The sequence below is a fragment of the Acinetobacter sp. WA-87 genome, from assembly GCF_039938935.1.
GTDB lineage: Bacteria > Pseudomonadota > Gammaproteobacteria > Pseudomonadales > Moraxellaceae > Acinetobacter > Acinetobacter seifertii.
This window is the reverse complement of the sequence record NZ_JBDUVF010000001.1, coordinates 156,866-180,620: the sequence shown is the minus strand read 5'-3', so window position 1 is coordinate 180,620 and position 23,755 is coordinate 156,866. Positions and strand designations below refer to the sequence as shown.

The window sequence follows — 23,755 nt, the reverse complement described above, 5'->3', positions numbered from 1 at the left end:
AACATGAGCTACCAGAAACTCAGCCGTGACCAGATTGCAAAACGTGTGGCACAAGACATTCCAGATGGTGCCTATGTGAACTTGGGTATTGGTTTACCAACCAAAATTGCGAGCTATCTACCTAACGACAAAGATATTTTCCTTCATTCTGAAAATGGTCTATTGGCTTTTGGCCCACCACCAGCGGCAGGTGAAGAAGACCCTGAACTGATTAATGCGGGTAAAGAGTTTGTGACTATGCTTGAAGGCGGCAGCTTTTTTCACCATGGTGACTCCTTTGCGATGATGCGTGGTGGTCACCTTGATATTGCCGTACTTGGGGCATTTCAGGTTGCTGCGAATGGTGACTTGGCGAACTGGCACACGGGAGCACCGGATGCGATTCCTGCCGTGGGTGGTGCGATGGATTTGGCGGTTGGTGCTAAAAAAGTATTTATCACCACAGACCATGTAACTAAGCAAGGTGAGCCGAAGATTGTGGCTGAGCTGAGCTATCCAGTTACGGGTAAACACTGCGTTGACCGTATTTACACCGATCTTTGTGTGATTGACGTGACTAAAGATGGTTTAAAAGTGATTGAGAAAGTTGAAGGTCTTAGCTTCGATGAGTTGCAGGCTTTAACAGGTGCAACTTTGATTGATGCAACGAATTAAGTTTGTAAATGATGTAGTCGCTACAGTTAATAAATAGCATCACGGCCTTGAATTACATTGATATTCAAAAGCCTTTTGTATAGGCAGTACCTTACTTTTCAAAGATGAAAAGTAACAAAAATCTATGTTGAACAGAGGAGGCTTCCTTGCCTCCCTGTCCAACGGGTGACATCCATGTCACCTGTCACGATAGCAAACTGCTAGTGGATACGAGGTGGCGACATGAATGTCGCCTCGTTGCTCAGCACAACAGGGATGTTGTGTCTGAGTAACAAAGGGTTTTGTCACTTTTGCCCTGTCAAAAGTGAGGCATTGCCTATGCAAAGGAAGAATGGATAAACCCATCATTTGTGGCAATGACAGCAACAGATTTCAAAATGGAAATGTAAGAATGAAAAACGCTTATATCATCGATGCCATCCGTACTCCATTCGGCCGTTATGCCGGTGGCCTTGCACCTGTCCGTGCCGATGACCTTGGCGCTGTGCCGATTAAAGCTCTCATGCAGCGTAACCCAAGTGTAGATTGGGAACAGGTCGATGATGTGATCTATGGTTGTGCTAACCAAGCTGGTGAAGATAACCGTAATGTTGGCCGTATGTCAGCACTGCTTGCTGGGTTACCTTATCAGGTGCCGGCAACCACCATTAACCGTTTGTGTGGTTCTTCACTCGATGCGATTGCTATTGCTGCCCGTGCTATTAAAGCAGGTGAAGCGAACTTGGTGATTGCAGGCGGCGTAGAGAGTATGAGCCGTGCACCTTATGTGATGGGTAAGTCTGACAGTGCTTTTGGCCGTAGTCAGAAGATTGAAGATACCACTATGGGTTGGCGTTTCATTAACCCTAAACTTAAAGAATTGTATGGTGTAGACACCATGCCCCAGACTGCCGAAAACGTCGCTGAACAGTTCAACGTCAATCGTGCAGATCAGGACCAGTTTGCCTTGGTGAGCCAACAACGTACCGCAAGCGCGCAAGCCAAAGGCTTTTTTTCTAAAGAAATCGTGGCAGTTGAAATCCCTCAGCGTAAGGGTGATGCTGTTGTGATTGATACCGATGAACATCCACGTGCATCGACCACCCTTGAAGGTTTAAGCAAACTTAAACCTGTGGTTAAAGCAGATGGTACAGTCACTGCAGGCAATGCTTCAGGTATTAATGATGGTGCAGCAGCATTGCTGATTGCTTCTGATGATGCAGTTCAGGCTTACAACCTCAAACCACGTGCCAAGATCATTGCTTCAACAGCGGTGGGTGTAGAACCACGCATTATGGGTTTTGCTCCGGCACCAGCCATTAAAAAATTACTCAAACAAGTCAACCTGACTTTAGAGCAAATGGATGTAATTGAGCTCAATGAAGCCTTTGCTGCACAGGCATTGGCAGTGACCCGTGATTTAGGTTTGCCAGATGATAGCAGCAAGGTAAATCCAAACGGTGGTGCAATTGCATTAGGTCATCCGCTTGGTGCATCAGGTGCACGCCTAGTGACCACAGCTTTAAACCAGCTTGAGCAAACAGGTGGTCGTTACGCTTTGTGTTCAATGTGTATTGGTGTAGGTCAAGGTATCGCATTGATTATTGAACGTGTTGAAGCACTTTAAGGAGAAACAAATGCGATCTTTTCAATCTGCCGATGCACAAATCAACTATCAAACCTTTGGCGAGCCATCTTCCCCTGCTCTGGTGTTTTCCAACTCTTTGGGTACCAACTATGGTATGTGGCAAAAACAGTTTAATGAGTTAAAAGATCAATTTTTTGTGATCTGCTATGACACTCGTGGTCACGGTTCATCATCTACGCCTGACGGCCCATACACTATAGCGCAACTAGGTGAAGACGTTATCCGTTTACTTGACAATCTAAATATTAGCAAAGCTGCTTTTTGTGGTATTTCTATGGGCGGTTTAACTGGTCAATGGCTGGCAATTCACTACCCTGACCGTTTTAGTCATGTAGTTGTGGCAAACACTGCCGCTAAAATTGGACAAGAACAGACATGGCTTGACCGTGCAAAATTAGTACGTGAGCAAGGTTTACAGCCAATCGCAGCCACAGCAGCTTCGCGATGGTTTACAGATCCCTTTATCCAAAGTCATGCTTCAATTGTCAACAACCTGTGTAACGACTTAAGTGCTGGCAGCGCAATGGGTTATGCCAATTGTTGTGAGGCTTTGGCTAAAGCGGATGTCCGAGAGCAATTAAAAGACATTAAAATTTCTGTATTGGTGATTGCTGGAACTCAAGACCCAGTAACGACTGTCGCAGATGGGGAATTTATGCAGCAACGCATTCCACAATCACAACTTGCAGAAATAGAAGCATCTCATATTTCCAATGTAGAACAGCCTGAAGCTTTTAATAAAATCCTAAAGGATTTTTTATTAGGTTAATTTAATGATTCAAAAAAATGGCCTATAGGGCCATTTTTTATATCTGCATTTAGTTTTTAAAATTAATACCGAATCATCACCGATTTTAATTCGGTGTAATCTTCAATAAATGCATCTGAAAACTCTCTGCCAATTCCTGAAGCTTTTACCCCGCCAAATGGAACTGATGGGTCTAAGAACGTATGCATATTGACCCACAAGGTCCCTACTTCAATCTTAGGAATTAAACGCAAAGCTTTAGATAAGTCATTTGTCCAGATACTTGCGGTTAAACCAAAGCGCGACTGATTCATCAGTTGAACGAGTTCGTCATCAGTTTCGAATGGCATTATCCCAACCACTGGACCAAAAGTTTCCTCTGAAAATAAAGGATCATCCTTATTTTTAAAGGAAATTAAAGTCGGCTGTACAAAATATCCTGTCTGATCTAGAGCCTCACCCCCTGCAATAATCTGGTTGTTGGCTTTGGCCATATCTAAATAATGTTTTACTTTATTAAAATGTGGCTGATTAGAGAGTGGACCAAACATACTTCCCTCATCCATAGCCGATCCAATTTTGAAAATAGAGAGTGCTTTAGAGAGTTTATCAACTAGTTCATCATGCTTTGTACGGTGTACAAAAAAACGCTCTGGAGATGCACAAACTTGACCTTGATGCACAAAAGTTGCTTGCAATAAAGTCGGCAAAATTTCATCAATATTTGCATCGGCCAAAACGGCTATGGCATTTTTACCACCCAACTCTAGACTGACACGGGTTAAATCACTACTCATCGCAAGTTTACCAATCGCAATACCTGTTGGTACTGAACCTGTAAATGAGACTTTCTTAACGAGTGGCGACTCAATTAAATATTGCCCTGTATCGCCCTTACCTGTAACCACATTAATTACACCAGCCGGAATACCTGCTTCAATGGCAAGTTCAGCTAAACGTAATAAAGATAAGCTGGCAAACTCACTTGGTTTAAGCACAATGGTACAGCCAGTTGTTAAAGCTGAACCGATTTTCCAAACGCCAATCATCAGTGAGAAATTCCACGGCACAATCCCTGCAACCACACCAATCGGTTGTCTTAAAGTAAATGCCGTATATTTTTCACCTTGCATAGAAGGAATAGAGGGTTGCATGGTTTGACCATTAATTTTAGTTGCCCAACCCGCAAAATACCTTAAGAAAATAACGGATTGTGCGACTTCAAGATGACGGGAAATATTGATAAGTTTTCCTGTAGACAACGTCTCGAGCTGTGCAAGTTCTTCACCATATTGCTCAATTAAATCGGCTAGCTTGTTCAGTTTAACGCCACGTTCATACGGCGTTGTTTCAGCCCAAGCATTTTGAAAAGCATGTTCAGCACTTTTCACCGCGCTTTCAACATCGTGTTGACTACCAATACTAATTTGAGCAACAACTTGTTCAGTCGATGGATTCACAATATCCACTTTATCTAAAAGCTCGGCAGCAACTAACTTTCCATCAATAAAATGTCCATGTTGACGTGCCATAAATTGCTGCACGCTTTGTAAAATCTGAACTTCACTCATTTTTATTTCTCTCAATTCATTTAAAAGGATCTATTAATAGATGTATTGCAAAATTAACTGCGCATAGACATTGGTTTTGTCATCGTAGTTTTGAGTACCACCGCTATGGATATCGTGTTTTGGTTTATAGATTCCCACTAAAGGAATAACGTTGAATTTTTTATTAACCGACCAGACCGAAAATACATCCAGCTCATGTCCATCCACATTGGTTAAAGACTTATTTACTGTTTTGAACTTATAGGCCAAAGCACCCAACATAAAATTTTCTTTCAAGTTCATCATGTAAGAAACTTGATGAATATCTGCATTTTTATTAAATGGACCCGCATAGTTTCCGGCAACTTCGCCCTGAAACCATGTACCAAACCCGACTGTATTTCCATAAAACATAGGGTCGTATTGGTCTGAAAAATGACTAAAACGATAGCCTAATGAGGGCGTATATTTTGAAGATAAAAAGTTATAGTTCAGTGCCAAGTAGCCAGCATTTTCTTTGCCATCTTTTTTATCTTGCACCACAAACTCAGTTTTGAGCTGTAATTCTGGTAAAGGTTGATAATTCAAACGTAAAGCATAGTTTTTAAGATCTTTGCGCCCTGAAATGTGTTCAGCATCATCAAGGTCTAATACATTTAAATAGGTGAACCCAACGCCTTTATCTTTAAGCTGATACATCAGATCAGTCACAAAGAGTTCAGGTGAAAATTGTGCTTTATTGTCGGACTTTAAATAAGCCAACTTTAAGGTTGTGTTCTCTTGCGGTTTGTATTGAAGCAAACTTGTAAAATCAAAGCTTCGACGAGCTGCCAGATAATATGCCCCGCCCCGATCTAATGTACCATCCGCAGGCGCTTTACCAAGGTTTAACGCATCACCTGCAATGAAGAACCCGTCACCAATCATGATATTTTGCCGACCAATACTTAAATCATAGGTCGTCAACTCATCTTTATTAGTGCCATCTTTAAAACCAATGATCCATTCATTTACATCTGTTTTACGTTCTTTGCCATTACTATTTTGGCCGGCATCACCATCACCAAATGTTGCCGAGCTAATACCGCTCAAACCTGCATAGAGCTGATTGTTTTTAAAGGTGTACTGTCCTTTAGCACCATATTTAAGATGACCTTCTTGCCAATTAATTCTTTCATCCTCTAGATTTTCGCCGTTATAGCTTTTACCACTACTAAAAGCTCCAAAAGTTGCTTCAAAAGTTGGCTTAATTTCAAGCTCACCGGCATGCACAGTTGAAAAAAATGAGACAAAGAGAGTCCCTCTCACAACCTGAGAAAATAAATTTTTCATTGAGAAATTCCTTTTTTTGCGAACGGCCTAACCGTGCTCAAGTGTGGGTAAACAATTCATTACCCACCCTAGATCATTTACTCGTTTAGTGATGGTCGTGCTGTGTGTTTTGCTCTTGTTCACCCAAATTTAAAGTCGGGGTGCTGTCAAAGAAGTTCCAAGGTTTGATGAGTGTATTCACCCATTCTGTTGGCATGATTGGCCACTCTTCAGCACGTGCTACATGGGTTGTACCTGTTGTCATCCACACCACAAGGTCTTTATTTTCGATATTTTCATTGTTGCCAATGAATTGTCCTAACCCTGTATCATGAGTTGAACGGTTTGAATATTTCCCTTCAGGATAGCGTTCAGCTGGATTGTATTGAGTCACCCAAATTTGCTTATCCATAAAGTTCAAACGTTTAAATAACCATTCATCTTTAGAAAAATTAGCTCCTTTCGCCACAGGGTGTGTTCCACCTGCAAAAGGAATAATTTGATAAGAAACTGGATTGCCTAATTTATTTTCCTTGTTGAAATTGGTGAGTAAGCGAATAGTGGATGGATCAAATTTTTCAGCCGCATTTTGCTCATTGGTAATGACTTTACTATCAATTTGCATTGAGCTTGTACGAACACCACCTTTGTCATTGGCTTTCACCACAGGGTCCATATGCATAAAGCTGTTATTTTCACCATCGACATCCATATCTAAGCGGAAGTTATAGATGTGCTGATGCGTTGTGCCCACAATATTATGGTCAATTAAAGTTCCATATTTGGTATCTTCTTTTGCGGTACTGTCATGCATGGTGCGTGATTTAACGCCTTTAACAGCTTCAATACCCGTTGCACCCGCATTAATTCCAATTACACCATTTTGGGCAAATACCCAGTCAAACATGTAATCGTAGTTTCCAACCGTACTAATCCAGCGCACCACAAGTTCACGGCGAGCTTCACTCGCATCCTGATTGCCAAAAATTTCATGATGTTTATATTCAGGTCCAGCATAACGTTCAAATACAGCTATGGCATTTGGAATCACTTGTGGCTGGCCTTTATAGTCTGCAATCACGGCATCAAGTAAAACAGCGTTGTCAGGTGCATCTGTTCCCGGAAGAATAGATGAGGTAAGTGTTCCCATACCGTATTCGCCAGAGTCTAAATAAGATTTGAAGTACCATCCAATATCAGGGTCACCATATGGAACTACCATTCCACCAAGGTTCCCTTCATACATGACTTTACGCTTCACACCTTTATCTTTATAGGTCACTGTTGAAAGCTGCAAGCCAACACGAGAGTCTAACGCCACATGCAAACACCAATTCCCCCAATGTATGGTTTGGCCAGTAATGCTAAAGTTCTTACCCTCAGGTTCAGTAATATTGAGTGGTTTTAGCTTACTTGCTACGGGCTTATCCGACATATAAGGTCGATTTGCCATTGGCACAGGAATGATCGCACCTTCTTCAATCTTTATAATTTTCTCTTTATCTAAATCGACTACAGCAACTAGGTTCTCAATAGGATGTGCCCAATAATTGCCATCGCCCACATCGAGATAAGCGACGACTTTTAATATGTTGAGTTGTTTATCAAGCCCATCTTTACCGCCAAAATATCCAACAGTTAGCGGTGTAGCAATCACTTTCTTCGCATCGGTAATGCCGCGTTTGCGCAAAGCTTCCTGATATTCTTTACTCGTTTCAATTACACGCTGTACGGCTTCAAAATTATCGAGTAACACCATTCCATGAGTGTCTTTAAGTACATTCCATTTAGTGACTTGTTGAGTGTTAAGGTTAACTTCACCTTCAATCGCTTGACTACCCTTTAACAAAATAAATGAGGCAATACGATCTTCTTTAAATTCTTTGTGATTAATAAAGTAATCCCAGACTTTGGCTTTTTCCGGTTCTTTAAGCTTTAACTCGGCAAAACGCATATTTTTATAGGCGTATTTCGAGCGATTAATCACATCAAAGGTCTTTTTGATTTCGTCAGAGTTTAGGCTATTGAGCGGGTGAAACGTATTTTCAATTTTAAAAGTTTGATCTAAACCAGACTGGAATACTTCATTAAAAAAATCTTTTCCAATAACAGGTTTACCATCCTTAATTAATAAAGGCACGCTGAGTTTGAAAGGTTTGCCATTCACCAAGACCTGATCTGAATTGGGTTTGGCCCGAACCACCATAGAACCTTTGGTGATCATATAAGTATTGGTAAAATCATCTTTAACAACTTTAGCACCTTGCTCACTCATGTTTTGATAAAGTGAGACCATTTCGGCATGGCCGCCATGAGCAAACGCTTGAGTATTGAGTCCCCAAAAGCTTGCAGCGATTGATAAGTTAAGTGCCAGTATTTTTTGTATGTCATTCAATAATCGTTGTTTACGCATTGGTTTCATCCTTTTCATCTATCCCTGAACTATCTGAATCAGATAGTTAAAATGCACTTCCTGTGAGTGAAATTCATTAGACCAACTTAATAGTTTTATGGTTATTAAGCTTATCTAACCTGTTCTAATGAATTTAATTTCAACACAGTTACATAGGGCTAGCTTGTTCAAGAATGACGTCGAACTTGTCTAAAAATGACATTGAGAGATGAAAGAATTAAACCGACATACCCTCTCTAAATTCTTTAGGGGAAATACCATAAGTCTTTTTAAAGATTTTTGAAAAATGAGCGCCATCCCAAAAACCCCATTTCAAGGCAACTTGGGTAATTGAGCTTTGTTTGTTCTTTTTATCAAGCAAATCTGCTTTAACTTTTTCTAGGCGTTTGAGCTGTATATATTTGTTAATAGATAAATTTTCTTGAAGAAATAGACGGTAGAGATGACGTAGCGACACTCCAATATGCTCTGCAATTAATTTAGGTGTTAAATCTGGTTTTGCTAAGTTTTCTATAATATAACGCTCAGCTTTTTCCATGAGGTTATTGGAGCTATTAATATTTTTATAATTAATTGTCGGTTTGATTAAGGCAATCAATGCATCTTCAAAAGCATTACCATCTTCAGTTGCGTACCAAAGTTTGATGTTTTCAGCAGACATATTTTTCAAAATATTCTTGAGTAAAAAACCACTCATATTTTGCGTAATCAGTTTTCCAAAATATTCGGTACTAATATTTTCTTTCAGTAATTTTTCACGCGACAGATGGACTGAAATCTGACTTACCAAACCTTGCGGATACATTGAAATGGTTTCGACTGGGTCGACCAACACAATATCTCCTTCATTTAGGCTAAGAGTTTCATTTTTATACTCGAGCAGCATTTTTCCCGAATACTGCAAAATCAAAAAACAAAAGCGATTATTCACTCGATCAATTTCATCGGCTTTTCGGACAATCTTATTGGCATTGTTTTTGATAAAAGCAATTTCAGTATCGCCCAATAAAAAGCACTGAACTTCACCAATGAATAAATTACGGGTTCCGTCAAAATCGGTTTCAAAATTGCCGCACACACTTTTAATATGGTGCGTCCATGTGAGTAATGCATCGCTTACATATTGGTTCATCCCTTACCTCTCTATACATGTGCAACCGCTCAAAATTTTGCGTTTGTGGTGGTGCACTGTCTTGGCTTATTTGCAATCTTGTTTTATTGATAAACAAATTGTGTGCCAAAAATTCCTTATCCTTGGAATTGTTTTGATGATAGTCAGCTAGATGTAAAGAAGCTGATAAATCAATTCAATTTATCAGCTTAATGGGACTTATGCTACTCCTGCAAAATCTCGCAGCATGGTAATAAAAATATCCTTTTGTTCCTCAGAATACTTTTTAAACACCTCATTTTGGTGGCTATCGGCAATATCAAACAAATACTGCGCCGTTTGTTTACCTTTCTCAGTCAGTGCGTACAAATTATCGTGATCGACCAGCAACCCTTCAAATTTTAGAATTTCAGCCGACCGTTCAACTTCTTGCATTGGCATAGCAATATCGCGCGGTAAATCTTCCTTACTTGAAGCAGTACCACTAGCCAAAACAAGTAAGAGACGTGATTCACTAGTACGGAACCCAGAAGCCATTTGCTTAGGAATATAGTCGGTTTGATAGGCTTTAAAAGCACGACTCATTAAATAGCAGACATTGTTATATAAGTGTCCATAATGTGTTTGGTCTACGCCGTTCTGTTCAGTTTGCTTAACTTGAAGGCTCGGATGCGGCATGACACAAGAATATGCGCCTTGATGGTAGACCAACGGGCTTCGGCCTTGGTCATGGAAACGAACCACTTTACCAACAATAATCCAGTGGTCACCACCTTCTATCACTTGATAGCGTTCGCACTCAAATACCGCAGAACAATTTTCTAAGATTGGTGCACGTCCTGCACCAAGTTGAAAATTGGTGTCTGCAAATTTATCAATATTGCGTCTCGAAAACTTATTAGACAGTTCAATTTGCGTGCCCGATAAAATATTGACTGCAAAATGTGTGGCTTGTTCAAATACTGAAAAACTTGACGATTTTTTATCAATACTCCACAAAATAAGCGGTGGGTCGAGTGACACCGAGTTAAAACTATTTGCAGTTACACCGACTTTCTCACCTTGTGCATTTTGTGCAGTAACAATGGTAACACCTGTTGCAAAATTTCCTAATGCTCGTCGGAACTGTAGTGGATCGACCGTAAACTCATCTATTTGTTGTAATACATTCATCATCTTTCTCCTAAACCTTCTCTTACATCCATATAAATCGCGAGAACATTAGATATCTAAAACTAGTCTCGGTGTTTTAGAGCGCGAACAGCACACCAATATTTGTTCATTGCTGGCTTTTTCTTCGTCAGTAAAATAAACATCTCGATGATCAGGTTCGCCTTCAATTACATCGCACATACAGGTTCCGCATACGCCTTGCTCGCAAGACATTTCAATGTCGATGCCTTCTTTAGCCAAAGCCTGCAAAATGGTTTCGCCAGCTTCAACCATAATGATTTTTCCGCTACGCTCAGCCACCACCTCAAATGAATCTCCAGAGATGTCAGTTTCGACTTGGAAATATTCTTTGTGGATTTGCTGCTCAGGAAAATCATGAGTCGTGGCAAGGTTAATCACCCAATCCATGAAACCGACTGGACCACAGGTGTAAATATGGCTCTCTAAGTCAATATCTTTAATAGCAGATTCAAAAAATGCTCGATGGCTTGCACCTTCGGATTTAAAATGGAAAGTCGTGTATTTTGCTAACTCACCATTTTTAATTTCATCAACAAAAGCACAATGTTCAGGACTAGCCCCACAGTAGTGAAGCTCAAATGATTCACCTTCATGTGCAAGTTGATAGGCCATCGTGATTAACGGCGTAATTCCAATTCCACCGCCAATCAATACACTGTGTTTGGCTTTTAAAAGTGGAAATAAATTTTTTGGCTCGCTCACCTGAATTTGCATGCCATCTTTAATTTCATCAAAAGCCGAGACTGAGCCACCACGTGATTCAGGGTCACGTAAAATTCCAAGGCGGAACTTACCTTCGTCATTTGGATTTTGGCAAAGTGAATATTGGCGCACCATGCCATTTGGTAAGTGCACATCAATATGCGCACCCGCTTCAACTTTTGGCAATGTTGTAGAAGTTGCAGATTCAAATTCCATGACTGCAATATTTCCACCTTCCACATGGCGATTTTTAACGACAACATCATAAAGTGTAGTCATGATTTAACTCCCTTTTCATGGTTAAGCGATTGGCTTAACGCATGAATAAACCACCGTTAATATCCCATGTTGCGCCAGTCACAAACCCCGCATTTGGACTCGCAAGCAACCCACAAGTTTCAGCAATAAAATGCATACTTCCTAAGGCTTTAACCGGAATATTTTGGATGAACTGTTCCATTTTTTCGTCAGACACCACACTATGAACGATTGGAGATTCCATCGGACCCGGTGCAACCGCATTGACCGTCACCCCCTTTGCCGCAAACTCTTTGGCAAAAATTTTGGTTAACGTCACAATCGCACCTTTGGTTGCCGCATAGTGTGCACCTGTTGCCGTACCGCCATTTTGTCCTGCTAACGACGCCATATTAATGATGCGTCCATAACCTTTTTTAGCCATATATTGACCAATAATTTGACAAGCTTGGAAGGTGCCGCGTTGGTTAACTTGGGTCACCCAATCAAAATCGGCTGCAGTAATTTCTAATACCGGCGTTGCTTTGGTTACGGTGGCATTGTTAATTAACACATCAAGTTTAGAAAATTTCTCTTCAATCCATTGCACCGCAGCATGAAAATCTGCCTCAACTGAAATATCTAATTTCAAGGGAAACATATGTTGTGCATATTGACTTTGTGCCTTGGCGTTTTCGGCTTTTTCAAGCGTACTCGCTGACAAAATCACTTGATGGCCTTGGCTCGCAAAATATTCAGCAATGACATTACCGAGTCCAGAAGCAGCACCTGTCACTAAAACAACTTGTTTCATGTTACCGCTCCTAAAGAATGTAGCTAATACCAGCTAAGGTATCGGTTGAGTTAACCAAGTTAATGATTTTACGGTTAATCTTAAAACCTGTAGCCGCATCGCGAGTTAGATGGTAGGTAATATCAGCTGTGTAATGCTTGAGGTTTTCTTTACGGAATTCACGTAAGTTTTGAGCACAACGTAAAACTATTTCATCATCCTGATCTTGAATCACTCTTACACGAGAAATGCTACGCACAGTATTTGCTTTAGGCGCTGTAGAAATCGCTTCACCATTTTCAAGACGCTGTACACGTAAAGTACGCATATGATTATCGTCATAGGCATAATTTAAGTTGTTTTCGTAGTCAGTGAGGTTTGGGTCAATTGGAATGATATAAATGCCTTTTTCATTCCATAAATTCAGCCATTCACGATATTCACTGTGGTCTAACATATCTGCTTCAGCCCAGATGAAAGCAGTGACTTCATTTAATAATTGCAGATTCATATTCATTGCTCTCTCCTTAAGCCTTCATCATCTTTTTCCACTGCTGATATGCTGCGCGCATACCTGTTTCAGCACTGACATCACTTTTTAAGCCATCTTCAGTTTTGACTTCGCCCGGTAAACCGCGGTTGAGCATAATCCATAAATCATTACCCGCATTGGCACCGTGCTGTACGCGCTCCCAAGCTTCTGAGTCATCTGGTGTACCAAAACCAAATGGACCTTGGAAATGTTCATGCAAACGTAAGCGATATTGATTGGCAATTTGTGGACCACCGTCCATCGTAATTACCGAGTGATGAATTTCTGTTTCTGCAACTGAAATTGGCTGTAACACTCGGAAGAACGCCATCGAACATGCAATATTCGGGAATAAATTTAAGTTAAAGCCAGAACCACCGACTGCACGAACAATACGGCGCACTTCTAATTCTTCATGGCCTTCATCACGCAAAGCTTGAGCCAAATCTTCAAAACGCTCTTGAATTGGACGCTCCATGAGCTCTTCGTCTAAATCGACAAGATCAGGAATCATCACCATAACACTGTGACCATTACCTAAGTCTTCAACAAAGCCCGGTTGGTTTTCGAAGTTAAAGAGTTCTTCTGTTTTTTCATCTACAGAACTTAAGAATGACTTATGTACCAACGGGAAGTGATATGCATCGGTGGTATTTTCAAGCTGGATTTTCCAGTTACCCGGAAAACGGAAACGGTGTTCACCCAACACTTTAATTGGATAACCCGCACCTTGTTTCATAAACAGGTCAATCCATTTTTTCGCAGGCCCAAGGAACTCTTCAAGCGGTTGAATGTCTTCTTTAAATGAAGCGAAGATCATGCCGTTATATTCTTCTACCCGTAGACTCACCAGCGGTAATTCTGACTTATCTAAACAATCGCCGTAGCTTTCTGGAGATGGCACACCACGTAAACTACCATCAAGTGCGTAACTCCAACCGTGGTACGGACATACAAAACTATTGGTTTTTCCTTTTTTATGTTCGCATACGGTTGCTGCACGGTGACGGCAACGGTTTAAAAGTACATGGACTTTCTTTTTACGGTCACGCACCACAACCACAGGCTGTTTACCGATGTTAATCGTTTTATAGCTTCCACCTTCTGGAATTTCGCTGGCATGTGCAACCCACACCCAAGTGCTATAAAAGATTTTTTCCATTTCTTCATCAAAAATGCGTTCATCTTTATAAAGAGAGGTGTGGGCACGGTCACTTTGAACCAAAGTATCGTAATCAGTGCCAATGTTATGCGTCGGGATAATACTGTTCATATCAATAGTCCTTTTAAATATGTCCTGGGTCATTCCTGGGAAGGTACTGGCAATTCGGCTTCACTGTGCCAATGCGATACGGGACGACTGAAAATATTCTGTGTTTGGAAATGTTTAATTTTCCATGTTCCATCTGCTTGCTTTTGAAACTTCACGGTGAGCTTTGCTGTATTCAAATGACTACGGCCATCTTTAAACGTTGAAGTTTGCAACATCAGCCATGAAGCATATGCATCATTTTGATTTACATAAATTTGTTCAGAATTTACAAAGTGTGCATTCATAACAAAGTGAGATTCTTTTTGGGTATAACTTTTAAACATGTCGTAAATCGACTGCCAAGAATCATAACGGCCAAAGGATTTGGCATATTTCTCGCCAACACCTTCCCAAATACAGTCCTGATCAAAAAGATTCATCAGCTCGTCAAGGTCTGTATTTGCATTGAGCTCGTCGCAGATTTCCATATAACGGTTCAGGCAGTTGCGAATGGCGTTGTGCGCTTCTAACTGTTCTAGTCGCTCTAAGATTTCTGCAAAATTCACTTTGTCAGTCATTGCGGTCGCCTTAACGTTGGATAATCAATTCGCGCCCAACACGAGCTTCAACTTTGCAATATTTCCAAAGTTTGTATGGACCTTCACCCACCACCGTCGTTCTAAACAAGTTACAAGCCGCATGTACTGTTTCAATATCTGGAACATCTGCAAGCAAGTACGTTGTCCAAGGCCAGCCAGCACTTGGGCCAACCATGCTTTGGTCATCATCAAGATTTCCAAAAACATGTACGCCCGGTAAGTCATGAATACCATTCCACATTTCACCAAACGCTGCCCAAACTGCTTTTGCTTCAGCAGGCTCTGCATCAAAAAAGTTTTGGTTAATACCCATGCAGAACAAAACGCGTAATGATTTTTTAGCTTCCATCTCAATATCCTTTTAAAAATTAAACTTATAAATAACCTGGGGTTGGCTTTAACCCGAAACTGATTGAGCCTGCATTTTGTAAAGTCGCATCACCCATAAAGGCATGCTGAGTCACCACGTTGGTGTCATTCACAAAACGGCTAAATGGATTGTTGGTATAGATCGCTGTCATACCCGCGAGCATTTGCATTTTTCGGGTCACTTTGGCGCAAACTCGCGCTGCATGGGTACATGCCAGACGCATATCACTAATTTGTTCAGCAGTTGCTTCACGCCCAGCAATAATTTCATTCCAGACAATATCCATGGTTTGATAAAACCAAGATTTTGCAGCCTGAAACTCTGCATCTGCTTGAGCAAACTCATATTGAGTCACTGGACGGTTTGCAATTTCTGACCCGCCCGTAATAGATGCTTTACCTGGCGCTAATTTTTCAAATTCTTCTAATGCAGCAGCTGCAACACCAATACCCACCACGGTTAAGACTTGAGTCGCTAAAGACAGTGACGGATATTTAAAAAATGGCTCGCTTAGTTTTGAAGGTTCACCACGTACAAAGGTCCATTTCTTTTCGACTAATACGTCTTCAACGACTAAATCATGGCTTCCCGTACCTTTTAGGCCAACGGTATCCCAAGTCATTTCAATTTTGGCTTTTTTCGCAGGCATCACTGCCATGCGTGGTAAACCCTGCATTTCATTGTTTTTAAGCGGTGAAATCCCCACGCCAACAATGTCTGCTCCCATACAGCCGCTGGAAAATTTCCAACGTCCACGAACCACGACACCTTCATCGGTAATTTCAGCAGGTTGTGGCGGAAAAATACCTCCAGCAAACACCACATCTGGTCCGTTTTGGTACAATTCTTTAAGCGTTTCTTCTGGCAAACTTCCTAAATACGCAGGGCTCATACCGAAACTTGCTACCCAACCCACTGAACCATCAGCTTTAGATAAAGTCTCGATCAATTCACAAAACTGTCTTGGTGACCATTCTTCACCACCAAAACGTTTAGGAACCAGTGCACGGTAAACACCGATTTGCTTTAGCTTTTCGATAACGTCTTGGCTTACATAAGCCTGATTATCAAATTCACCTGTACAGGCACGCTCACGAATTTCTTGGCACAAAGCATCTAAGTCAATTGCTTTATCTTGAGAATCAAACTCCATTTTAGACAACTTATTCATCATCTAACTCCTTGTAATTTATTGCATTGCATCAACACAAAATTTAGCTATAGCGCATAATTGCTCATCTTTTTGATGCTTCGATACGATCTGTAAGCCCACTGGTAAACCTTCACTGGTTTCAAGTGGTACTGAAATAACGGGATGACCTGATAAATTAAATGGTCGAACTAAACCAGTAAGATTCAAAAAAGCGACAGTGTTTTCAGCTTCAGAAACTTTTGGTGGAATTTGCGGAAGTGTCGGTAGAACCAATGCATCATATTTTTCTAATAAAGCATCGAGTTCTTGGATGAGCTGCTCTTTCACAGCTTCCGCTTGTTGCACTTGCTCTAAAGTGGTGTGGGCTGCTTTTAATAAACGACTATTTACATCAGAACCAATTAAGCCTGTTTGGGTTAACTCACCAAAAGCTTGCCAGTTTTCATAGTTAATAATCTGCATGCCTGCATCATAAGCTGCTTCAAAATGTTCAACCTTTTCTGAAGTGGTCTGTAAATTGGCTTTTTGAAGTGCTTGATGAATACAGCTCCAAACAACCTCATCTGCTTTGACATCTAAAACCGCAAGTTTTGGTGCACTAGTAAATTCAGTAGGTTTGAAAGTTGGATCAATAATTTGCATGGCCTTTTCAATCATCTCGACTGAATTTGCAAAAGGACCCACGCAATCTAAAGAACTTGACGGCGGATATACGCCTTTTCTGCTCACGCGACCGAAAGTTGGCTTTAATCCAAAAACTCCGCAGCACGCAGCGGGCATACGGATAGAGCCACCCGTGTCTGTACCTAAAGTAAAGTCAGCTTGTTTAGCAGCAACTGCCGCAGCCGAACCACTCGAAGATCCGCCTGGAATAAGTTCAGGATATTTTGGATTGATGGGTGTACCAAAAGCGTGGTTAATGCCTGTAATACCAAAAGCCAATTCGTGCAAATTTGTTTTGGCAATAATTTCACAGTCAGCTTTTAAAATGTTTTTAACCACCTCAGCATCATCTTGAGCAGGTTCAACATTTAATAAAGCTCGACTACCAGCAATGGTTTTTAGACCTTGAATATCAATTGTGTCCTTGACCATCACCTTGAGCTTGCCACTTCCTTTGTGCACGCTTTGGCTAACAATATTCATTCACTTTTCCATGTATTTTTATTCATTAATCAAAATATCGGAAAATTTAATGGAATTGTCAAGTATTTTTTATAATTTGTTCTCAAGGAAATATCCAAAATTTTGTTTATAATAGGATTACCCTTTTTTCACTAAGTTATTGCTTAGCTATGCTTGATCATTTAGAACAATTTCTTCCTAATAAAGAACCGTCGAGTATTCAAAACTTCCCTTTTTTTTGGGTATCCCAAGTTAACGGAAAATATTCACAACTCATTGAAAAATCAATAAAAAAACTAGGTATTGATAATACACGCCGTAAAATCATTTTAAGTACTAATGCTTTGGGTGAAGCCAGCATTACCGATATCGCTAATCTTTCTACCTTAAAGTTAACTACGGCAACAAAAGCTGTATATCGCTTAGTAGAAGATGGAATTGTTGAGGTCTACTCTTCTACCACCGATGAACGCATCTCGATGGTGAAATTAACGGCCAAAGGTGTTGAGCTGGTTGAACAGATTAATCAAATTAGTGTGGTTACCTTGGCAGGCATCCTAAATGCTTTTTCAGAAGATGAGCTTCACAATTTAAATCACCAGTTAAAAAAATTATTTGATCTCATGCCATCAAGTTAATTATTTGACTTGATATCGGGTTCAATGCGCTCAAGAGCAGCATGAAACAGTTCTTCTTTTCTCGCTGCTCTTTATTAAAATAAGTTTTAATATTAAAAAATAAATAAAAATCAGTATTTTAATTTAATAAATTATTACTATCTGTTTACTTAACATACTTTTTAGGTATTCTAACATACTCAATAAGTAATGGAATTTTACATATAAAAAGAAAATAATAATTCCATGATCTTTAAAAACCCATTAACTCCTAATTGGGTTTAGACGCACTCTTCCGGTCTGTACGAGACCAAATTACTCATTTCTAGCCTATTTATTATTCTTATCTAAAAGGGGGAAATATCGAAAACTTCAGAGGAATAATAAAAGTTAGATATCAATTTCTTTAAGCGTTTTATACATAAGGATTAAGTGTATGAACCAAAGTAATATCGCTGTTGAAAGGACACAAAAGAAAAGCAATGCTTATGCATGGTATGTCGTCACACTTTGTATGTTGGCATATATATTTTCATTTATTGATCGCCAAATTCTGGCGCTGATGATTGAACCCATCAAAGCAGATCTCCAACTTTCAGATACACAATTTAGCCTGTTACATGGCCTTGCCTTCTCACTGTTTTACGCTGTTATGGGTTTACCCTTAGCCTATATTGCCGATCGTTTTTCACGACCAAAACTAATTTCAATCGGGATTATTGTTTGGAGTCTAGCAACGGCAACTTGTGGCCTAAGTAAAAACTTTATTCAACTGTTCTTGAGCCGTATGGCAGTCGGTGTGGGTGAAGCTGCGTTATCTCCAGCCGCTTATTCAATGTTCAGCGACATGTTTAGTAAGGACAAACTAGGCCGCGCGGTCGGGATTTATTCAATTGGCGCTTTTTTGGGTGGAGGTATTGCCTTCTTAGTTGGCGGTTATGTGATTAACTTACTTAAAGGCGTGACACTCATTGAAGTTCCACTATTAGGCGCACTTAAAGCATGGCAAATTGCCTTTTTTGTAGTAGGTTTACCCGGCATCATTATTGGTTTGCTTTTTATTTTGACCGTTAAAGACCCTGCACGTAAAGGTCAACAGCTCAACCAAAGCGGACAAGTTGACCAAGTTAAATTCACGCAGTGCCTTCAGTTTATCAAGAAACATGCAAAAACATTTGCTTGTCACTATTTAGGTTTTACCTTTTATGCAATGGCACTCTACAGTCTGACTAGTTGGACACCAGCATTTTATATTCGTAAGTTTCAACTCGTGCCGACTGAAACAGGCTATATGCTCGGCACTATATTGCTAGTTGCAAATACATTAGGCGTGTTTTGTGCAGGTTGGCTAAACGACTGGTTTATAAAAAAAGGTCGTCAAGATGCACCGATGTTCACAGGTGTGATTGGGATTGTTGGCCTGATTATTCCAATTGCATTTTTTACCCAAACAGATCAACTCTGGCTTTCAGTCAGCTTACTGATTCCTGCAATGTTCTTTGCATCTTTCCCTCTAGTAATTTCGGCAACAGCATTACAAATGTTAGCACCCAACCAATTTAGAGCACGCCTTTCTGCCCTATTCCTTTTGGTGAGTAACTTAATTGGACTCGGTATTGGTACAACACTGGTAGCCATAATTACAGATAAAGTTTTTGGTAGCCCATTAATGGTGGGTTCTTCTTTATCTATTGTGGGTGGTTTGTCTTGTGTACTGGCTTTAATTCTACTTTTTAAAGGCTGCAAATTCTTTAGTCAAAGCATGAAGCTTGAAAAATTAAATTAATAGGTCTCACCAATTGCAAAAATGTACTCTCTAACTAAACGCTTAGAGAGTACCGAAATATTCAAAATTACGTAGTGCCGAGGACTGGCTTACACTTGGGAAATGGATTATGGAATTATTTCACCGCTTTAAACCACACACTTTAGCTGTTGCCACTTTATTACTGATGTGCAGCAACTCATGGGCTGCAAATCCAAATCAGCAAACTGAAGATGAATGGAAATTCACTTTAAAGAATGCTTATATCAATCGCGATTTTGATAATGATGCACTCAAAGATACGGGTAGCTGGTCTCAGGCAGCATCTTTATTTTATAAATCGAAAATGCATGACACTCCGTTAGTTATAGCAGACAAGCCAATCACGATTGGGGCTGATGCTTCTGTTCAATATGCCGTGCGTTTAAGTTCTGACAAACACGTCGCAGATACTGTTCTGCCTTTTAATAAAGAAACGCAATCTCAGGCTTCAGACTATTTAAAATACGGCGCGACTTTAAAGCTGGGCTATGACAAAACACTTTTAAGTGTCGGTGAACTCTGGCTAGATTTACCTGTAACGGCAGTCGATGCTAGTCGTCAGTTACTCACTTCGTATTGGGGAACCAACTTAAAGTCACAACTTTCAGATCAGCTCTATGCCGAAATTGGCCGAGTGGAAAAAGTGTCGCCAAGAAATGAAGAAGACTTTAAAAAGTTTTCGTTCACTTCAAATGGCATTACCAAAGAATCTGATGGCTTGAATTACATTGACCTGCGCTATCAATTTACGCCGTCACTCAAGGGCGAATATTACTTTGGTAATTTAGAAGACCTCTACAACAAACACTATGTAGGATTAGAGCATAATTGGAAACAACCTAACTTTACGCTTACTTCTAAGTTTAAGTACTTCAATGCAAAAAATGACGGCAATATTTTTGATATCGATGCGCAAAACATTGGAGTTTTAGAAACACTCAAAGTAAAAAATCATACCTTTGGTTTGGGTTACCAGCAAATTATCGGCGAGTCAGCCTATCCCTTACCGGATGGCTTTTTGCCAGAGACCTACTTCATTAACTGGAATGCCACGGGATTCTTTAAAAAAGATGAAAAGTCTTACCATGTCATGTATGGCTACGACTTTAAAGATTACGTGCCGGGCTTAAATGCGATGGTGAAATATGTTTACGGAAATGACTTTAAAGCAGCCAATGGTGAAAAAAATCATGAAACTGAGTCAAATGTCATTCTAAACTATGCGTTTCAGCAACCCTTCTTAAAAGGCGTGGCTCTGCAATATATTCGTATTGATTACAATGTTAAGCACGGCAATGACTTTGACGAAGACCGTTTTTTTGTCAATTACACCAAAAAGTTTTAATTAAAAAATACCCCCTAAATTTAGGGGGTATTTTTTATCCTAATTTATTAACTAATCTTAAAGGCAAAACCTTCATAGCAATACTCATTGGTAACCATGGCCACTGCGGCACATAAGCTTTTACAGGTTGTTTTTCAATAGCTTTGACCAAAGCTTTACATCCTGTTTTGGCATCTACCTCAAAAGGTAGACGTTTAGCACCTTCATTCATTTCGGTACGGATGTAACCTGGGAAAATGGTTGAAACTTTAATTGGTGTATCCAGTAATTCAGCACGAATACCTTCAGCCAAGTGAGCGACCGCAGCTTTACTCGCTGCATAGGTCGATAAATGTTTTGGCAATCCGCGCATAGCACTCATGGATGACATGACCACTAAATGACCTGCGTTTTGCTCTCTAAAAATTTCAACTGCTGCTTCACACTGTGCTAAAGCAGAAATAAAGTTTGTTTCAGCTGTGGCTCTGTTAATTTCAAAATTACCTTTACCAATACGACGGCCATTTCCGACTCCCGCATTTACAATAATTCGGTCTAAATAGCCAAACTCTTGTTTAAAGGCGCGAAATACTTCAAAAACTTGATCGTAATTGGTGACATCCAGACTTTTTGCAATGACTTTAATACCGTACTGATTTTCCAGTTCAGTTTTTAAAGTTTCCAATCTGTCTAAACGGCGTGCACAAATCGCTAAGTTATAACCTTTGGCTGCAAATTCATACGCCATACCCGCGCCTAAACCAGAACTTGCACCTGTAATTAAAATTGTCTTCGCCATGCTTTTATCCTTATTTTAAATCCATGTCAGTAAATCTGGACGCTCAGCTTTTATAAAATGATGTTCATTTAAACTTAAAACCTGAGCTTCATTTCCAACCAATCGTAAAGTCGTGAGGCTTGTATTCGCAATTGCCCAATTCAACGCAAAAGTTCGATTAGGACTCAGTTCAAGTAATTTTCCAATTGCTACAGAAATCACACCACCAGAGGTAAAAACGACTGCATAACGAGGTTTGGTTTTTGCTAACTCATCACAAAGTTGCTGCAACGCCGTTTCGACTCTTTCTTTAAAATGTGGCCAAGACTCATCATATTCATGATGAAAGTCACCATCTGTCCATCGTCCAATGGCCCCTTCAAATATTTTGGCAAGATATGCGCGTGGATTCTGTTCTTGCGCTACGTCAGCTTTTAACATTTCAGGCTGTTCAAAACGCGGTTCATAACGGGCAAAAACCTGTTGGTGGTTAAACTCATTCCATAAATTATTATGATGAATTACCGCATCTGGAAAGCATTCATTTAGTGCGAGCTTTGCAGTCTGCTCATGACGCTGCATAGTTCCAGCAACCACATAAGGTTGTTCTTTCAATATTTGCTTAAAATAATGGCCTAATAAAGTCGCCTGAGCCTCACCATTTTCAGAAAGCTCATCATAGTTACTTTTACCAAATGATGCCTGTCCATGTCTTACCAGATAAATTGTGGTCATTTTCTTAAAATACCCTGTATTTTCTGTATAGATTGCTGAGCAAATTCAGATTTCTGCAATTTTTGCTGTACGATAAGTTTTAAAGCTCGGATATGTAGCGCATGAATCACGATCCAGAAATCTTTAAATGCAGGATTTCGGGTTTGCTTGTGGTAATAACGGTAATAGATTTGCTGGGCAATCACTGCTAAACGGAATACACCAAACACTTCATAAAAAGCCCAGTTTTGAGGCTTCAATCCTGTTTTTTGTAAATAATATTCAACGACTTCTTTACGAGAAAACATTCCCTTTAAGTGAGTCGGCTGACGGCGCGTCGATCTAAAAATCATGTTATCCGTTGGCTCAACCCAATAGGCCAAAGCGCTACCCAAATCCATTAATGGATCACCTAAGGTCGCCATTTCCCAATCCAGCACCCCAATCACTTCTGTTGGATGCCCTGGATCTAAAATCACATTATCAAAACGCCAATCATTATGAATAATACAAGTCGTAGAGTCTTGAGGGATATTATCATTTAACCATTTTCGGACATATTTAAAAGAAGGGACATTGATTGTGCGGACTTTTTCATAACGCTTATCCCAACCTTCAACTTGTCTACGGCAATATCCTGTTCCTTTGCCAAGTTCAGCTAAAGGCGTTTTCTCATAAGGAACTTGATGTAATTCAATCAACTTATCAATAACATTTACGCAAAGCTCATGAACATTTTCTTCATTAAAGCCAAGCTCAGGCGGTAATTTTGCACGAGGAATAATACCTTCAATGCGTTCCATGACATAAAAATCACAGCCAATGACCGATTCATCCTGACAAAGTGCCACCATTCTAGGAAGCACCGGATAATAAGGTGCAAGATTTTTCTGCACCATATATTCACGGGACATATCGTGGGCCGATTTCGCTTTTGTTCCTTTTGGAGGACGACGTAAAATTAAATCGGTATTTTCATACTTTAAACGATAAGTCCAATTCGACGCCCCACCTGTATATTGAGTAACGACCGCTGGGCCAACCAACTCAACACCTTGTTTTTTTAACCAGTTTTCAACTGCCCCAATATCAAGTTCTTCACCTTCACGTACTTCACCGCCTATATCAATTACCGACATCTTCA

22 protein-coding genes are annotated in these 23,755 nt (G+C 40.2%); 6 read left to right on the top strand and 16 right to left on the bottom strand.

Going from position 1 to position 23,755, the window contains the following annotated elements; translation table 11 throughout:
* Positions 1-3: 3 nt before the first annotated feature.
* From ABFY81_RS00890 to pcaD, 3 genes are all read left to right on the top strand, one after another.
* Positions 4-654 (top strand): 3-oxoacid CoA-transferase subunit B, encoded by a 651-nt coding sequence (locus ABFY81_RS00890; protein WP_151792747.1) that lies wholly within the window; start codon positions 4-6, stop codon positions 652-654.
* Between the two features lie 391 nt (positions 655-1,045).
* Entirely contained in the window at positions 1,046-2,260 is a 1,215-nt protein-coding gene (gene pcaF, locus ABFY81_RS00885; protein ID WP_347912793.1) for a 3-oxoadipyl-CoA thiolase, read from the top strand.
* Between the two features lie 10 nt (positions 2,261-2,270).
* A complete protein-coding gene (gene pcaD, locus ABFY81_RS00880; RefSeq protein ID WP_347912791.1) occupies positions 2,271-3,050 on the top strand; it encodes a 3-oxoadipate enol-lactonase in 780 nt (259 codons plus the stop codon).
* Positions 3,051-3,112: 62 nt separating this feature from the next.
* On the opposite strand, the gene ABFY81_RS00875 is transcribed toward pcaD, so the two are convergent.
* The 13 genes from ABFY81_RS00875 to ABFY81_RS00815 all read right to left on the bottom strand — a co-directional run bounded on the left by ABFY81_RS00875 (position 3,113) and on the right by ABFY81_RS00815 (position 17,392).
* Positions 3,113-4,600, bottom strand: a complete 1,488-nt coding sequence (locus tag ABFY81_RS00875) for an NAD-dependent phenylacetaldehyde dehydrogenase (RefSeq protein ID WP_347912790.1) — start codon at positions 4,598-4,600, stop codon at positions 3,113-3,115.
* Positions 4,601-4,633: 33 nt separating this feature from the next.
* The gene (locus ABFY81_RS00870; RefSeq protein ID WP_347913400.1) at positions 4,634-5,851 is read right to left on the bottom strand and encodes a hypothetical protein; all 1,218 of its coding nucleotides are present in this window, start codon (positions 5,849-5,851) and stop codon (positions 4,634-4,636) included.
* 145 nt (positions 5,852-5,996) lie between these two features.
* Positions 5,997-8,312 (bottom strand): primary-amine oxidase, encoded by a 2,316-nt coding sequence (gene tynA, locus ABFY81_RS00865; RefSeq protein WP_347912789.1) that lies wholly within the window; start codon positions 8,310-8,312, stop codon positions 5,997-5,999.
* Between the two features lie 208 nt (positions 8,313-8,520).
* Positions 8,521-9,435: a transcriptional regulator FeaR gene (gene feaR / locus ABFY81_RS00860; protein ID WP_004701415.1), complete on the bottom strand. Its 915-nt coding sequence runs from the start codon at positions 9,433-9,435 to the stop codon at positions 8,521-8,523.
* Positions 9,436-9,633: 198 nt separating this feature from the next.
* On the bottom strand, positions 9,634-10,590 hold the full coding sequence (locus ABFY81_RS00855) for a p-hydroxyphenylacetate 3-hydroxylase reductase component (RefSeq protein ID WP_081399139.1): 957 nt from the start codon (positions 10,588-10,590) through the stop codon (positions 9,634-9,636).
* 45 nt (positions 10,591-10,635) lie between these two features.
* Positions 10,636-11,589, bottom strand: a complete 954-nt coding sequence (locus ABFY81_RS00850) for a PDR/VanB family oxidoreductase (protein WP_347912788.1) — start codon at positions 11,587-11,589, stop codon at positions 10,636-10,638.
* Positions 11,590-11,623: 34 nt separating this feature from the next.
* Complete coding sequence (locus tag ABFY81_RS00845) at positions 11,624-12,361, bottom strand: SDR family oxidoreductase (RefSeq protein ID WP_347912787.1); 738 nt, start codon at positions 12,359-12,361, stop codon at positions 11,624-11,626.
* A gap of 10 nt (positions 12,362-12,371) precedes the next feature.
* Positions 12,372-12,857 (bottom strand): aromatic-ring-hydroxylating dioxygenase subunit beta, encoded by a 486-nt coding sequence (locus ABFY81_RS00840; protein WP_174723697.1) that lies wholly within the window; start codon positions 12,855-12,857, stop codon positions 12,372-12,374.
* A 10-nt stretch (positions 12,858-12,867) separates the two neighbouring features.
* A complete protein-coding gene (locus ABFY81_RS00835) occupies positions 12,868-14,145 on the bottom strand; it encodes an aromatic ring-hydroxylating dioxygenase subunit alpha (RefSeq protein ID WP_174765838.1) in 1,278 nt (425 codons plus the stop codon).
* Positions 14,146-14,174: 29 nt separating this feature from the next.
* Positions 14,175-14,702: a nuclear transport factor 2 family protein gene (locus tag ABFY81_RS00830; RefSeq protein WP_347912786.1), complete on the bottom strand. Its 528-nt coding sequence runs from the start codon at positions 14,700-14,702 to the stop codon at positions 14,175-14,177.
* Between the two features lie 10 nt (positions 14,703-14,712).
* Positions 14,713-15,072, bottom strand: a complete 360-nt coding sequence (locus ABFY81_RS00825; RefSeq protein ID WP_000387554.1) for a hypothetical protein — start codon at positions 15,070-15,072, stop codon at positions 14,713-14,715.
* A gap of 25 nt (positions 15,073-15,097) precedes the next feature.
* Positions 15,098-16,246 carry an acyl-CoA dehydrogenase family protein gene (locus tag ABFY81_RS00820; RefSeq protein WP_347913399.1) on the bottom strand — a complete coding sequence of 383 codons (1,149 nt, stop codon included), beginning with the start codon at positions 16,244-16,246 and terminating at the stop codon, positions 15,098-15,100.
* A gap of 36 nt (positions 16,247-16,282) precedes the next feature.
* A complete protein-coding gene (locus ABFY81_RS00815; protein WP_347912785.1) occupies positions 16,283-17,392 on the bottom strand; it encodes an amidase in 1,110 nt (369 codons plus the stop codon).
* 149 nt (positions 17,393-17,541) lie between these two features.
* Here ABFY81_RS00815 and ABFY81_RS00810 point away from each other — a divergent pair, with 149 nt between their 5' ends.
* The 3 genes from ABFY81_RS00810 to ABFY81_RS00800 all read left to right on the top strand — a co-directional run bounded on the left by ABFY81_RS00810 (position 17,542) and on the right by ABFY81_RS00800 (position 21,140).
* Complete coding sequence (locus tag ABFY81_RS00810) at positions 17,542-18,009, top strand: MarR family winged helix-turn-helix transcriptional regulator (protein WP_009392094.1); 468 nt, start codon at positions 17,542-17,544, stop codon at positions 18,007-18,009.
* Positions 18,010-18,424: 415 nt separating this feature from the next.
* Entirely contained in the window at positions 18,425-19,774 is a 1,350-nt protein-coding gene (locus tag ABFY81_RS00805) for an MFS transporter (RefSeq protein WP_347912784.1), read from the top strand.
* Between the two features lie 109 nt (positions 19,775-19,883).
* Positions 19,884-21,140, top strand: a complete 1,257-nt coding sequence (locus ABFY81_RS00800; RefSeq protein ID WP_347912783.1) for an OprD family outer membrane porin — start codon at positions 19,884-19,886, stop codon at positions 21,138-21,140.
* 34 nt (positions 21,141-21,174) lie between these two features.
* Here the strand turns inward: ABFY81_RS00800 and ABFY81_RS00795 are convergent, their stop codons facing one another.
* Genes ABFY81_RS00795 through ABFY81_RS00785 form a run of 3 tightly spaced genes read right to left on the bottom strand, consistent with a single transcriptional unit; the run spans position 21,175 to position 23,750 of the window.
* Positions 21,175-21,918, bottom strand: a complete 744-nt coding sequence (locus ABFY81_RS00795) for an SDR family oxidoreductase (protein ID WP_347912782.1) — start codon at positions 21,916-21,918, stop codon at positions 21,175-21,177.
* Between the two features lie 15 nt (positions 21,919-21,933).
* On the bottom strand, positions 21,934-22,632 hold the full coding sequence (locus ABFY81_RS00790; protein WP_347912781.1) for a histidine phosphatase family protein: 699 nt from the start codon (positions 22,630-22,632) through the stop codon (positions 21,934-21,936).
* Positions 22,629-23,750 carry a phosphotransferase family protein gene (locus tag ABFY81_RS00785; RefSeq protein WP_347912780.1) on the bottom strand — a complete coding sequence of 374 codons (1,122 nt, stop codon included), beginning with the start codon at positions 23,748-23,750 and terminating at the stop codon, positions 22,629-22,631. The genes ABFY81_RS00790 and ABFY81_RS00785 overlap by 4 nt, the downstream gene beginning before the upstream one ends.
* Positions 23,751-23,755: the final 5 nt, after the last annotated feature.